The 13,520-nt window shown below is 57.4% G+C and carries 11 protein-coding genes and 4 pseudogenes; 9 read left to right on the forward strand and 6 right to left on the reverse strand.

What is annotated here, in order from left to right; all coding sequences use genetic code 11:
• Positions 1-5 precede the first annotated feature (5 nt).
• Entirely contained in the window at positions 6-317 is a 312-nt protein-coding gene (locus AM571_RS21760; RefSeq protein ID WP_074063571.1) for a TrbC/VirB2 family protein, read from the reverse strand.
• A 38-nt stretch (positions 318-355) separates the two neighbouring features.
• On the reverse strand, positions 356-1,237 hold the full coding sequence (locus AM571_RS37530; protein ID WP_237358577.1) for a lytic transglycosylase domain-containing protein: 882 nt from the start codon (positions 1,235-1,237) through the stop codon (positions 356-358).
• A 536-nt stretch (positions 1,238-1,773) separates the two neighbouring features.
• Here AM571_RS37530 and AM571_RS21770 point away from each other — a divergent pair.
• From AM571_RS21770 to AM571_RS37035, 8 genes and pseudogenes are all read left to right on the forward strand, one after another.
• Complete coding sequence (locus AM571_RS21770; protein WP_074063572.1) at positions 1,774-2,499, forward strand: response regulator; 726 nt, start codon at positions 1,774-1,776, stop codon at positions 2,497-2,499.
• Positions 2,496-3,470, forward strand: a complete 975-nt coding sequence (locus AM571_RS21775) for a cytochrome-c peroxidase (protein ID WP_074063573.1) — start codon at positions 2,496-2,498, stop codon at positions 3,468-3,470. Before AM571_RS21770 ends, AM571_RS21775 begins: the two co-directional genes overlap by 4 nt.
• Positions 3,467-5,974 carry a DAHL domain-containing protein gene (locus AM571_RS21780; RefSeq protein ID WP_074063574.1) on the forward strand — a complete coding sequence of 836 codons (2,508 nt, stop codon included), beginning with the start codon at positions 3,467-3,469 and terminating at the stop codon, positions 5,972-5,974. The genes AM571_RS21775 and AM571_RS21780 overlap by 4 nt, the downstream gene beginning before the upstream one ends.
• 119 nt (positions 5,975-6,093) lie before the next feature.
• The gene (locus AM571_RS36440; protein WP_155774504.1) at positions 6,094-6,267 is read left to right on the forward strand and encodes a hypothetical protein; all 174 of its coding nucleotides are present in this window, start codon (positions 6,094-6,096) and stop codon (positions 6,265-6,267) included.
• 31 nt (positions 6,268-6,298) lie between these two features.
• On the forward strand, positions 6,299-7,981 hold the full coding sequence (locus tag AM571_RS21785) for a hypothetical protein (protein WP_155774505.1): 1,683 nt from the start codon (positions 6,299-6,301) through the stop codon (positions 7,979-7,981).
• Positions 7,982-8,069: 88 nt separating this feature from the next.
• Positions 8,070-9,596: a hypothetical protein gene (locus AM571_RS21790; protein ID WP_155774506.1), complete on the forward strand. Its 1,527-nt coding sequence runs from the start codon at positions 8,070-8,072 to the stop codon at positions 9,594-9,596.
• Between the two features lie 194 nt (positions 9,597-9,790).
• Positions 9,791-10,177 (forward strand): annotated as a pseudogene (locus AM571_RS35770) (AAA family ATPase); the annotation flags it as partial.
• Positions 10,178-10,220: 43 nt separating this feature from the next.
• Positions 10,221-10,710 (forward strand): annotated as a pseudogene (locus tag AM571_RS37035) (transposase); the annotation flags it as partial.
• Between the two features lie 5 nt (positions 10,711-10,715).
• Here AM571_RS37035 and AM571_RS21810 read toward each other — a convergent pair.
• Both AM571_RS21810 and AM571_RS35775 read right to left on the reverse strand, forming a co-directional pair.
• Positions 10,716-11,060 (reverse strand): hypothetical protein, encoded by a 345-nt coding sequence (locus AM571_RS21810; protein WP_074063578.1) that lies wholly within the window; start codon positions 11,058-11,060, stop codon positions 10,716-10,718.
• Positions 11,060-11,897, reverse strand: a pseudogene (locus AM571_RS35775) (transposase). Before AM571_RS35775 ends, AM571_RS21810 begins: the two are co-directional and overlap by 1 nt.
• Positions 11,898-12,062: 165 nt before the next feature.
• Between AM571_RS35775 and AM571_RS38435 the strand changes: the two are divergent.
• Positions 12,063-12,623: pseudogene (locus AM571_RS38435) on the forward strand (helix-turn-helix domain-containing protein); the annotation flags it as partial.
• Between the two features lie 7 nt (positions 12,624-12,630).
• On the opposite strand, the gene AM571_RS21830 reads toward AM571_RS38435, so the two are convergent.
• The gene (locus AM571_RS21830) at positions 12,631-12,909 is read right to left on the reverse strand and encodes a hypothetical protein (protein ID WP_074063580.1); all 279 of its coding nucleotides are present in this window, start codon (positions 12,907-12,909) and stop codon (positions 12,631-12,633) included.
• A 156-nt stretch (positions 12,910-13,065) separates the two neighbouring features.
• Positions 13,066-13,488 (reverse strand): hypothetical protein, encoded by a 423-nt coding sequence (locus AM571_RS21835; RefSeq protein ID WP_155774507.1) that lies wholly within the window; start codon positions 13,486-13,488, stop codon positions 13,066-13,068.
• Between the last annotated feature and the right edge of the window lie 32 nt (positions 13,489-13,520).

Here is a 13,520-nt window from a genome sequence, read left to right on the forward strand (position 1 = left end):
CAGGATTAAAGCGTCGTCAGAGTGGAGGTGAATGTTGCGGCGCCGAACACGATGGCGATGCCGAGGATGATGGAGACTGCGAACGTCCAGTCCATTCGGCCCGTCATGAACGAGAAGCCGACCGCCATCACCGCGATGGAGGAAATCGCAATGCCGATGGGTCCGGTGATCGCATTGACGATATTGGTCAGGAAGCTTTGGATGCCGGAGAAGTTTTGTGCATAGCTCGGCTCCGCCGCGGCAATGGAGAAGATGACGGCCGCGAAGAGCAGCTTTGCGTAGTCTAGTTCGCGAAGGTATTTTTGAATCGATGCCATTTCCGTTTCCTTCTTGGTGGTGGCAGGTCTAGGTTAGGCTATCGGGAGCTGGCCAGTTCCAGAGAACCATTGGCTCGGGTGGCCACGATATTCCTTGCCGGCATCGATGGCGCATCGGCGGCAAAGCTTGGCTTGCGCCCGATGGCGTGAAAAATGTCGGCGATGTACTGCTGGGTTTCCCGGTATGGAGGGACGCCGCCGTACTTCTGTACGGCGCCGGGGCCGGCATTGTAGGCGGCAAGAGCAAGCTCGGCGGAGCCGAACTTGTCCAGCATGGACGTCAGATAGCGAGCGGCGCCATCTAGGTTCTCACTGGCGGAGAAAGCGTTCTCGACGCCCAGTTCGCGCGCCGTGCCCGGCATGAGCTGGCCCAATCCCTGGGCGCCAACCGGCGAAACGGCGTTGGGATTGAAATTGCTTTCGCGGTGAATCATCGCTGTGAACAGCGCCGCAAACAGCTTCCTGTCGATCTGTGCGCGTCTGACGCTACCCGCCCCCGAATAGTTCAGGCCAACCGCGACGGTCATCCGGCGCATATTCTGCTGGCGCGCGTTGAAATTCATGGACATGCGCCGCGGGGCGGTTGCGGCGAAAGCCTGTCGGCGCGTGAATTGGCCGACTTTATCCTGCCGCTGTGAAGTCGCTGGGTTAGTGTCGAAAAGAACGGAGCTGGACCACTCCGACCGGGCGCGCGTGGACGTGAGCGCGGCTTCCTGCTGAACAGCCCTGCTATTTGATGATGACGGGGCATCGGCGGATGCCCCGTCATCCATTTTGACGACCTCACCGTTTGCGAGTTCTTCGAACACCGTCGCGCGCACTGGCTCCGGTTGAATAAAGATGAGGGAAGCAGATGCGAAAATTGATACGCAGCTTAAAAATGATGTTTGCGCATTTTCATTACTAAAAAATCGGGACATGAAATAAATCCTGAAATACTTTCAATGTATACATAATATAAAGTTCTATGAATATTTTCAGTAACTAGATAAAAGCCATCCAGAACGATATTCTGTCAACTTTACTTGGGTTGCAGATGTAATTATAGAGACGCGCAAAGGAAGCGCCGTCAAAGAGGTCGCTCTGAAGCTGCGTTTTAAAAATCGTTGTGAAAACAGTATTTTAGCGAGCGTGACCACAGGCGTTCGTCGGAGTTGCCACTGGCTTGGCTGCGGAAAGTCGGCAAGATCGAGGCCGTCATTCTTACAATTGAAATCTCATCGCGCCGTGTCCACGGTTTAGGTTGCCCGGGCCGCGCCATCGCCGTTGAACCAGCCACGTCGATCACCTCCCAAACGGCGCTGGCAATGGCAGCCGGAAGCGCCTGGCGAGAGTTGCGACCATTCGTTTACGTTATTGCGCCATGCGCCATGCGCACGTTGCCGCACATCGGGTCACTCCATAACCTCCCGGCTGTCTCCCTGCAGTCAAATCTGCGCATGTTTAAGGAGTAGCCATGAAGAACATCCTTGTTGTTGACGATGACAGCTCGATGAGAAATTTGCTGGTCGACTATCTCTCGCAGAATGCTTTCCAAGCGAAAGCGGTTGAAAACAGCCGCCAGCTGACGCGGCAGATGTCGGCGGAAGAAGCCGATCTGGTCATCGTCGATCTGAACCTTGGCCAGGAGGACGGCCTGCAGATCGTGCGTAACCTCAGCAGCAAATCGGATATCCCCATCATCATCATCAGTGGCGATCGCCTTGACGAAACGGACAAGGTGATCGGTTTCGAGCTCGGTGCCAGCGACTACATCACCAAGCCTTTCGGCCTTACGGAGTTTTTGGCTCGCGTCAAGGTCGCGATGCGCGAGAAGCCCGAGCGGAAGGGATCCGCACCCAACAAGATCTTCACGTTCGACGGCTGGCGCGTGAACACGCGGCATCGTCGCCTGACCGATCCGTCCGGCGAAAACATCAAGCTGACGGCCGGCGAATTCAATCTGCTGATGGCATTCCTCAACGCGCCGCGGCAGATCCTCTCGCGCGAGCAGCTGCTTCTGGCGACGCGCATCTATGACCAGGAGATCTATGATCGGAGCGTCGATGTGTTGATCCTGCGGTTGAGACGCAAGCTGGAACAGAGCGTATCCAGCCCGAAATACATTCGCACGGAACGCGGCGCCGGTTATATTTTCGATGCCGATGTCAATGTCGAAGGGGCGCGGGTGCGGCTACAATGAAGCCGTCCCGCCGTTCCCTTGCTGTGGCGATGGGACTGTGTTTTGCTCTGTCTGAACCTTCGCTTGGTTTTGATCGCAACGAACCCGTTGCGCCGTTGCCTGAAATCGATCGTCTCGATGCGGGCAAAGTGGCACTTGGACAGAGCCTGTTCTTCGACCCCATACTCTCATCCGACAACCAAATGTCATGCGCCAGCTGCCATGATCCGGCGGCTGGTGGCACGATGCGGACGCCTCGGCCCACTGGGAAGGTGGACGGCAAACCCCTGTTCAATGTGCCGACAATCTTCAACGTGGCCAACAATCACATGTTTGGATGGCGCGGCTCGCTCAGGTCCCTCGTCGAGCAGAACGAGAAGGTCCTTCTTGATCCAAACCTTATGGGCGCGCAATGGGACGATTTGGTATCAAAGCTGGACGGCTCGAAAGGCTATGGGGACGCTTTTCGGGAAGCTTATGGTTCGCCGCCGACGAGGGAAGCCGTGCTTGATGCGCTTGGCGCCTACGAGATTTCGCTGCGTACGCCGGGTGCGCCATTCGACCGGTACATGCGCGGTGATTTGGCCGCCCTGACGCCCCAGCAGATCGAGGGCTACGGGCTCTTCAAGGACTACGGCTGCGCATCCTGTCACCAAGGTTCGAACATTGGAGGCAACATGTCTCAAAGGTTGGGAATATTCAACGACAACAACCGTGATTTTCGGGAGAGCCCGGTGGACGTGGCTACCGATCAGGATGAAGAAAGGAGGCCTTTTCGCGTTCCGAGCCTGCGCAACGTCGCGAAAACGGCGCCGTATTTCCATGACGGCCGCACGCCGGATTTGACCGAGGCGGTCTCACAGATGGGTCTCCTGCAGCTTGGGCGTTACTTGTCGCCGGGCGATATCGCCGCGTTGAGGGCGTTTCTGGAGAGCCTGACCGGCAACGTGCCCAATGTGCCTCAACCACGATCAAAACGTCGCGACCGATGAGGATCGCCATTCTCCTGGTCGCCGGCCTGCTCTCTATGATCCTGGCGCTTGGGCGGGGGCCGAACGAGGAAAACCATCGGGCCATTCTGGACGCGCTCAGGAATATCGATATCGCGTACGCGGCGATGCAGCGCGATGTGCTGCAGGCCCGCTCAGGGCTCTTGAAGAACTATGATTCTCTCGGTGTCGCGATCAACGAGATGCGCGACGAGCTGCAGCATATAAACTCGCTGTCGAGATCGTTCTCCCTGCGCAATTTGACGGACCTGCGCTGGAAGCTCGACACGGTCGCCGACGCGATCGACACAAACGCAGCCACGATGGAAACATTCAAGTCCAGTAATGCGCTGATCCAGAATTCGCTGAGGATTTTCATTCAAGCGCTGAAGGAGATGCGTCTGCGGGAGGAGACTTCAGGTCGCACGCCGTCGGCAGATATGCAGCAACTCGGCCAGGAGATGTGGCAGTACCAGATTTCCCAGGATACAGGTCTGGCGCTCGTCATCCACGAGAGGCTGACGGCGTTGCGCGCGGTGCCCTCTCCCGGCGCCGAGGACCTGAAGAAATCGCTGCTCGACCACGGCTTTCTCGTTCTCAGGCTGCTGCCGACCGTCGATGAGATCGTTGGGCGGACGCAGGCTACCAATGCACTGGGCGGCACTCACGCGCTGCGCGGGGAATATCTCGCGCAGTTCGGCAGGATCAATTCTTGGGTCTCGGACATCCGGCTGGTGCTGGCGCTTATATCGCTCGCTTCCTGCGCCTATGCCATCTATCTCGCGATTCATCTCAAGATTAGCGCAGACAATCTTCGCTGGCGCCTCCATGTCGAGCAGACGGTGAACGACGCTATGACCCGCCTCTCCCTCGAGCCGGAGCGATTTCCGGCGGTGATGGACGATGCCTTGATGCGCATGGCGGAAGTTCTGGGGTTCGGGGCGGTGTGCCTTGCCAGTCTCGATCCGATCACCTGGTCCATTGATAGCGTCTACGGCGCCAATTCGATCTCACAGGTTCGACATCCGCTTCTCGATGACTTCATCGCCGATATCCGAACGCATCCATCCACGCCCGCCGATCTAGTGATGTGGCGGCGCAGCATGCCGGCAATGGGGCTTGCGAGGTTGCGCCGTTCCGGCCAGGGGCCGCTTGCCGTCGCGTCCATGGTCACCCTGCACGCGCGGCGTGCGATCTTGCTGGTTGCGGAGTGTCAACCGGCCAACTGGAACTCCAGGACAGACGCGCAGATTCTGCGTATAACAACGGACCTTCTGGCGCTCGCCATCGAGAAGCACGACCGGCTTGCCGAACTCGACGAGCTTGACCGTCGGCTTGAGGAAACCCAGCGCCTGGAGGCCGTGGGGACGCTTGCCGGCGGGGTCGCGCACGAATTCAACAATATTTTGATGGCAATTATGGGGTATGCGGAGATGGCGGCCAACAATCTGAAGTCCGGCCTTCAGACACGGCTATATGTCGAGCATATCATAACATCGGGACGGCGGGCCAAGCTGGTGATCGATCAGATGCTGGCCTTCAGTCGCCTGCGCCGCAACCAGCCGCAGCCGTTCGACGCCGTTCACGCCGCGCGCGAGATGCTGCCGGTCGTCGAAATGTGCGTCAATCCCGCCGTGAAACTGGAAGCCGCTCTGCCCGCGGCGGGTCTGGCCATCTCGGGCAGCGAGATCGAATTGCAGCAGGTGATCGTTAATCTCTGCAAGAATGCCAGCGAGGCAATTGCCGGGAAAGGCCGCATCAAGCTGGCGATCGATGAGATCGGCGTCGGCGAAATCTATTCCCTGTCCCACGGCCACCTGCAGCCCGGCCACTACGTCCGCATCAGTGTAACGGATACCGGGCCGGGCATCGCGCCGGCCCAGCTGAAGCGTATCTTCGAACCGTTTTTCACGACAAAGAGCGCCCAAGGTGGCACGGGGCTCGGCCTTTCCGTCGTCCTCGGCACCGTCCAGTCGCTGCATGGCGCCATGCATGTCGCCAGCATCGTCGGCAGGGGTACGCGTTTCGAATTGTATTTCCCCCGTGTCGATAGTGTCGTCGTGCCGATGAAGGTGCCGGAAAAGATTGCGGAGATCCCGCGAGGCAATGGCGAGCTGGTGGCGATCGTGGACGCTGATGCCGAGTCGCTGCAGATGTGGGAGGAAAAGCTCGCTGCCCTCGGATATGAACCTCTGGGCGTCACGTCGGTCGCCGAAATGCAGGAGCTTGTGGCGAGCGGAGATGTTCCGGACCTCGTCGTCGTCGTGGTCGGCGACGAGGATGAGATGATCCGAAATACGGCCCAACTTTTCCGTGATCTGCCGGTTCTCTATCTTTGCGAAGGCAAGGCAAGTATCGAGGCAGATTCTACGAAATCGCGCGCCCACCACGTTCTCAAACGGCCGATCAACTCGCGCCGCCTGGCCGGCGCTATCGCCGATGCGCTGAAACGAGTCCATGCGACCTCGCGTGTGCGACTTTCGAACGCAAGCAGCAGCGCTTGTTAAGATTAGAGCTTCATTTGTAACAGCGGTGCGTACGATGCTTGATATTGGCAAGGTGATCCAAATATAATACGCATTAATACCCGGATCCCACAACAAATTGACAGAAAAGGACAGATAAATTGAATATGAAAGAGAAAATTTCAATCACTAAAAATCTTAGGGATTTAAAAGACGACAAACAGGAAGCCGTAAGCCCTGAAGAATATTTCGAAGATCACTATGATTACGATGATATTGCTCAAGAAGAGATGGAATTCGTCAAAACTCAATATCAAGAAATAATGAATAAATAATGGATTTACACATTTAAAAGGATTCTATTCAATGGATGCAACAGACGAAATTGGCGAGCGATTTAAATCGATGGCTCTAGGCGGTACTGGGAGGGATGACCAGCCGGTTCAGATCAACGAAAGGCACATGAAAGTCTTCATCTCGATTCCCTCCGTCGATGGAGAAGACTATATCGGCCGGCGACCGAAAGACTTCGGCCCTGTGTCGAAGAACCAGGCGCGGAACCTGCAAATCGAGCTCCAGGATAAACATGGCAACCTGATTCCTGCGCCCCTGCTTGACCAGCATATCTGGAACGATGCCGGTACGGCTAAGCTGAGCGGTAAGGATGCAAGCAACGAGGCAAGGAAAATCCTCCGAGAGCAGAACGTTCCGGTCGATTTATGGCCCAAGAGGGTAGCGCAGGGGAAATTCTCGGACAGTGACGGAAAGGAGAAAAATCGCTATCAATTGCGCGGGGAGGAACAGTTTCAGCTGATGCCCGATGGCACCAAGCGCCTGCAGAGCCATGCTTATGAGAACCAGATTGCGACCGGCGCCTTTAAGGGTGATGCTCAGGCAATCTACGACGATGGCGTCGTGTATCTCTGGCGAAAAAAGGGCGATGGAGTAACCATCGAGTCGCTCAAACGAGTTTACGCGGTGAGCGACGACGATGGGAATATCGTCGGCGTTCCGCGTATTGCAGTTACCGCAAGCACAAATGTCAGCCACTCCAGCGAGTTTATTGATCTGCATAAAGAAGAATGGGGCGTCGCAGACAAAAGATTGAAGGGACGAACGAGCGAATCCGTTAGTGACAGAATCCCGGAGGTTCTCGTCACGTTCAAAAACGGTCGACAGTTCGACGCCGACCTCGTCCTTCAGCATATGCCAGGCTCTCTCGAAGCAGAAAAATTGCGAACGGGACCGGGACCGGATGAGACCTATAGGAACATTCCGATCAATGTCCGTAACGTTCATGGCAACAACTGGGATCCTATCGAAACGGTTCATGCGCAATATCCGACTTATCTGCAGGATATCGCACGCAACCACGGCATGTATACCGGCTCCTGGGCCTCGCTGGAAGCGGGTGAGAAAGACCGGCTGCAGCTGACGAAGGCAGAGAACACGGCGCGTTTTGATCGCTATCGACACGAGCCGCCGGCGCGTGCCTGGTTCGCGGGGGCGATGGTACCCTTGGACGACCCGGCTCTGATCGACGCGACAAAGGACCTGACGCCGCAGGAACGCATGAAAGCCTATCCTCTGTCGTCAATCACCCTGACCGTTATTGGCAAACAGGGCGGCATCGGTGGATCACAGCGTGTTATGTCCTCTTATGGCGGCAAAGAGGCTATGCCCGAGTCCGGCTTCGATGCCGTTCGGGCTTTCTATACCGGTGACCATACCAGGGCAACGCCTGCCCGGACGGAGACGTTCCACGCTCTCGCCATGCCGGGGCACATCCGGAATGCTGGCAGGGGAATCGAGAGCTTCAAAGCAGCTTTAGAGAATAATCGGCAGGCAACGCCCAGTCCGCGCGACAGACGAGGTTCGACGGCCGGCAGTATCGATATGGGGGACGCCGCCGACGTTTCGCCTGAGCAGGCGGGCATGATGAATTCATTTCCACTGCAACAAAATACACCCGCGCCAACGCCCAACCCTCCACGAGTGTACGACAGCCGTGACACGGGCAGCCGCAATAGCGGCCACGATATATCCTGAAAACCGCTCGTTATTTGCAGCAAAGCCCGATGCGGTTCCTTTTCGTGCCGCCCGAGCCGCACCGTAAGAACACCAAAAAGGTCTCATCATGCCCCTGAAAAAAACAGGTATGCGCGACAAGCCAATCAAGCCGTACTTTAGGAAGAAGGCGGCAAACCGTTATGAAGCTAGGCTTGCCATTGCCGCATTTCGGGAAACGCTGCGGGAGCGGGAGGTGTTGGATCATTATCAACCTTCGGAGAAAAAGCAGAAGAGCTACGATGCGGAGATGAATATGTTCCGCAGCCTTTCCGAAAAGGAGCGAAAGGAAGAGCTTTTTAGCACCTTTTGGGGAAATCGGAAGCACTATGGTTCGGCAGTCGACCCGGACATGCTGGTTCGTGTAAAGAGACGGCCCAACGGACGGACCTACAAGGGTATCAAGTTAACAACACCGACCGAACCTGGGGAAAAGCCGAGGTCCTATGTCGCACGCCTCACCAAACAGCGAGGCAATAGGCTTATTGTCCGGGAGTTCAACGAAAGCGGACAGCTCGTCAAGAAAACGACGCAGCGCGGGTTACACTATCTCGATGTATGGCAAAGGGACACAAAAGGCCGGCTTATTCAAACCGAGTTCCGGTCTCCATATGAAACGCGTACGCTTTCCGACGCCGACGAGCATGGCAAGCGGCGACTGGTCGTGCAGCGCGGAAAGAGGATGGATGTATTCGAGCGCGATGAAGAGACCGGCGCCATGACGCAACTTGCCAGCACAGGACATCGCCTCCGCAGCGACATTCAGACGACCATGTCGCCTGACCGTAAGTCAGCGACCACAATCGTCAAGCCACATTTTGGCCGCCGTCTAAAAAAATATCAGTCCGAATTCGATAGCATGGGCGTGGAAGTTGCTCGCCAGAAGCTCGATGGCAAGGGCAGCGGGGCTTTGCAAGGCAGCCCGAGAATCTTCAGCGGATCCCAGTTGCCCGGGAAGGTCAAGATCCTTGGTGGTGGTCGTTATATGCGCATCGAGAGGCGGGGTTTCGGCAAGCCGAGGGTGGAAATAAGAGCGCTGACCGAGGAACAGCAGCAAAAGTGGCGCGAAAACCAGCAGCGGCGACAGCTTGAGGAAAAGCCGTTGCCCAACCCTCCCGCGCTCGACGTAATCGGCCGTTCACAGGAAGGCGAAAAAAGCTTGCCATCGATGCCCAAAGTTCTGCCGAAAGCACCTGAACAAGGTAGAAGCCGTGGCGAACCGAAGATGGAACAACCGGATGTCAGCACCTTTCTGGCTTTGGCGGGGCAGTCGCCCGTAAGGCTCTTGTCACAGGAGAAGCCCGCTCCCATCACAGATAAGGCGTCTAAGGCGTCCGGCGTCACGGGCTCAGGAACATCGACCACTGGTGGAACGATGCCGATCCAGAACTCACAGCCCTCGTCATTTTTACCTCAACAAGGCAAAAGAACGATGAACGACTTGTTGGAGACAATAGGAATGCGGCCGGAGCCGGCTGCAACCATGCCGCCAGAGTCAGCACGCCTTCCGTCGCTTTTCAGTGGAGCTGGCGTCGCTGCTGCAAGGGATAGATTCCCTGGGCGGGAGGATGGGCGTCAACGTGACAGTCGCGGATAATGGGCACGACGATCTATACTTTACGGGCGCCGGTGAAGCTGGCGCCTTTTCTTTTTACGCGCCGCCGCTTTTCCCGGCGCCCGTCCGCCGGTAATTTCCTTTTGCGAATTTGTATGGCGAGCCCAGCTAGCTGCCGCGCCGCAACCCGGAAGCGGGGAACGGGCTGCCGGTCATCTCCCGTCGCCAGCTTCGAGGGCTCCGGCAAGACAACCTACGCGGTGCATCTTGCGCAGCACTTGGCCTTGTCCGGCCGCCGGATTCTCGCCATCGATCTCGATCCACTTCCACCGTCGTCGACGATTACGATATCCTGGTGATCGCCTGCCCACCGCAGCTTGGCTATCTCACCCCGTCGGCGCTCTGCGCTCCGAAGTCGGTGATCGTCACGGTGCATTCGCAGATGCTGGACATAGCCCCGAAGAACCAGTTTCCTGTTCGTGACGGCGGATCTTCTCTTGGTGGTACGCAATGCCGGCGGCACGCTGAATTTCGATTTGCTACGCTATCTAGTCACTCGCTTCGAGCCGGCCGACGGGCCGCAGGCGCATATCGTCGGCTTCATGCGTTCGCTGTCGGCGAGCGCGTCCTGACCTCGCCGATGCTGAATCGACCGCGGTCTTCGATGCAGGCCTGCGCGGACGTGCAATTCGAGCGAGCGGTGTCGAGCTGGCGTGCCGCACGGCCATTGGAAACACCAACGTTCACCGGCGGGCTGCGCCTTACGGGAATGACCGCGCCGTTTGTTTACAATGGAGCGATGAACGGCAATGCCTTCCTGGCATATGTTGAACAGGTGTTGCTGCCGACCCTTCAGATCCGTGACGTTGTCGTCATGGATAATCTGCCCGCCCAGAAAACTGCGGGTGTGCGCGATGTCATAGAGCGCGCCGGCGCCAAGCTCATGTTTCTGCCGGCCTACAGTCTGGATTCTAATCCCATCGACGCATTCTCCAAATTGAAAGCCATGTTACGGCGCCGGTCAGAGCGGAAGATCGATACTTTATGCGACGCGGTCAGCGCCCTGATCAACCGATTCACGCCGGCAGATTGCGCAAACTTCAGGGCCGCAGGATATTACCCAGATTTAACAGGATCTGCTCTAGCAGGCCGTTGAAGAAGTTATTCGCGTTCGCAGACGAAGCCTGAATCGTCTCCGTTGTGGACGTAGAAGTGCCCAACAAGGCGTCCGGCGGAGCCGAGAGCAGCCCATCCGCGGCCACAGGCCGGGTCGCTCTCGTCGTGTCCCTCCCATGAGAACTCCGCACAGACTGATCCGTCACGTGCGCCGTAGCGGACATCGAGAAAGCCCTTGAGCGCGACGAAGGCGATTTCGCCGTCCGCCGTGCCTTGGAATGTCAGATGTGCCTCTTCGACGAGATCGAGGACCTCGCTGTCCCAGTTGTCCATCTCGACGATGCGCCAACGACCGGCGAAGGCCTTGGCGAAGGGAGAAACTCTTGCCATCAGCCTGTCTCCGTCATGAGCTTCGGCAGCCGCACAAGATTGTAGGCGGCGGCCGCGAAGGTGAAAGCCCATCCGATGCGGTCGCGCCCGCGGAACTTCGTCTTATCTTGCCCCGCGACGGTTTTGATCCAGCCAAATGCCTCCTCGATGCGCTTGCGGATGCGCAAGCTGACCCGATAGCCGCAATGGCGTCGTCCGCCCGTCAATGGCCGAGCGGCGACCGTTAATGTTCTGCGCCACATGGGGCGTCACCTTCATCGACCGCAATCTTGGACGAAGTCCCTTGTGTCATAGGCCTTGTCGGCACCCAGGGTGATCGCTTGTGGCCGGTCGCAGAAGGGTTCGATCATGTGAAGAGCTGCGATGCGTTTCGGGCATATCCGGTTGCCTCCGTCAGATAACCATTGACCAGAAGACCATGGAGGTTTTCCATCAACCCATGCCCATGAAGCACAGCTTAGCCTCCTTGTCTTTTCCCTTCCTATATAGCTTTGCATCCGGATCGGTCGTTGATGCATAGGTCTCATTGGAACGCTTTTCGCCATGGAAGTCTGCCTCCGCGTTGCGACCGCCGCCATCCGATGGCGGATTGTCCGAGCCGTCAGAAGTCGTTCAGAACGGATCGAATAGAAGGCTTGCAAAGCATGGTACGAAGAAGCTTTTCAGGCGCGATCGACAGCCGTCCGATCGGTGAATAAAGCGCTGCAAAATCTCGTTCCAGTGGAGCGCTTCGTTCACGATCTGCCGGATGGCCCGTAGAGGATGATCTTTTCGAACACGATCCTCTAGATCGACATAGCCGAAGAGTTCGCCTGTCCTCACATCGCCGCCGCGCATCCATCAGCTCCAAATCGCCATAAGTGAGTGAACCACGACCAGAGCCTATGCGCCAGGGCCTTTTTCAACAGCCTGCTAGTCGCGATAATTTTCCCGACGCCGCACCATCGAACGCGTCAGCCGTAGCTTGCGGCAGATGATGCGCGCGCTGACCGACTCGCGCGCCGCTTACGGCCTTTCGACCGCGCCATAACCGCGCTGGAGGCGCTGGCGAGCTTCCATAGGAACCGGAACTCGACGGGCGGGCGGCGATCTCGTCTTTCCAACGCCGAGCTTTCGGTCCGCTCGCGCGGTATGTCGCCGACAACGCTCAGGCGTTATCTGGTGGTGTTGGTGGAGGCCGGCCTGATCCTGAGACGCGACAGCCCGAACGGCAAGCGCTTCTGCCTGCGCGACGATTGCGGCACGGTGCATATGCCTTCGGCTTCTATCTCGCGCCGCTGGGGCGGCGGTCGGCGAGATCTTCGCCCGGCCGATACTATACGGGAGGAAGCGCGCGTCGTCGTGGCGCTGCGCATGGAGATCACCCTCTATCTGCGCGACACTTCCAAGACGATCGCAGCCCAACGGGGGTGGAGCTTTGTAGGCGCTCGCGGCGCGGCTAGCTCGTGCCTGTGGGTGAGTTGGAGAGGCCCATCTATCCGTACTTTAGGGAGAAGAAGTGAGCGCCGATGTCTCTCATTTCGGGTTTCGGATTCAGAATTCGAATACGGAGTTTACTTCTGATTAAGCGCTAGGGAGTGCGATAGGAAAATCCCGGCAGGTAATTGCGCCCGAACGGAAAGGGGATCGATGTCAGCTCAGGGATTTCCTGAAGCGCTGCCCGCAGATTGCTGACGTTGCCCGCAGCGGGGTGCGGGACTGGCCTGACGTCATCGAGCGGCCGGCGGCTACCAGCGCGCTCATACTTAAAAAGCAAGCCGTGGCCAGTCTCCGTGCATCCGATGCTGAAGGCGCTGGGCACTGGCCATTCAACGGCGACGGCAGGATATAGATGACTGTAGTCATCCATTTGCTTGACTTCGCCAAGCTTACCTCGCTTCGCTCGGCTTGGCGAAGCCTGTGCGAATGGATGACTACAGTCATCTATATTGGTTCACGGCAAGGCTTGGCTTATATCGAGAACAGGGTCTATTCGTTGACATTGCAGCTAACTGGAAACACAAACTTAAACGCAATCTACTTCAGGTAACCCCTCTTCCCGATATGCTCTCACTCCGTCATCAACGCTAATGTTTTCAGGCAGGCTCATCAGCAGCCGGATAAAATCGAAACCAGGGGTCCGCAGGCCGTTGTTATACATGTCGGTAAGGTAGTCGAACTGGGGAGGACAAGCGGGCGACCGGATAAGCTTCACAACTTTGGCCTCCTTGGCCCAGATCGCGTCCTTTGTTATTCTGCGAATGAACGCTGCCGTGTTTGTGATGCGTCGTCGGCAGATATAACGGTGCTGTCTGCGCTTTTTTCCTGCCGGCAGGTGTTCCTGAGGAGGTTTCAGTTTCGAAAGCTGGCCAAGGGCTTGCTCCTGCGCACGCAGCGCGATGTCGTGGACGACCCTCTCCGCGTCGCTGTCGTTGAAGTCGGTTTCCAAAATTGAGGGCCCGCACTGCAGACAGAACAGCG

It is taken from the genome of Rhizobium etli 8C-3, assembly GCF_001908375.1.
Lineage (GTDB): Bacteria > Pseudomonadota > Alphaproteobacteria > Rhizobiales > Rhizobiaceae > Rhizobium > Rhizobium etli_B.

Bases quoted from the DNA above. Each gene is read 5' to 3' on its own strand.
- AM571_RS21775 (WP_074063573.1), top strand. From the start codon at position 2,496: ATGAAGCCGTCCCGCCGTTCCCTTGCTGTGGCGATGGGACTGTGTTTT.
- AM571_RS37530 (WP_237358577.1), bottom strand. From the start codon at position 1,237: ATGTCCCGATTTTTTAGTAATGAAAATGCGCAAACATCATTTTTAAGC.
- AM571_RS21780 (WP_074063574.1), top strand. From the start codon at position 3,467: ATGAGGATCGCCATTCTCCTGGTCGCCGGCCTGCTCTCTATGATCCTG.
- AM571_RS21770 (WP_074063572.1), top strand. From the start codon at position 1,774: ATGAAGAACATCCTTGTTGTTGACGATGACAGCTCGATGAGAAATTTG.
- AM571_RS21760 (WP_074063571.1), bottom strand. From the start codon at position 317: ATGGCATCGATTCAAAAATACCTTCGCGAACTAGACTACGCAAAGCTG.
- AM571_RS21785 (WP_155774505.1), top strand. From the start codon at position 6,299: ATGGATGCAACAGACGAAATTGGCGAGCGATTTAAATCGATGGCTCTA.
- AM571_RS21810 (WP_074063578.1), bottom strand. From the start codon at position 11,060: ATGGCAAGAGTTTCTCCCTTCGCCAAGGCCTTCGCCGGTCGTTGGCGC.
- AM571_RS21790 (WP_155774506.1), top strand. From the start codon at position 8,070: ATGCCCCTGAAAAAAACAGGTATGCGCGACAAGCCAATCAAGCCGTAC.
- AM571_RS21830 (WP_074063580.1), bottom strand. From the start codon at position 12,909: ATGGATGACTACAGTCATCTATATCCTGCCGTCGCCGTTGAATGGCCA.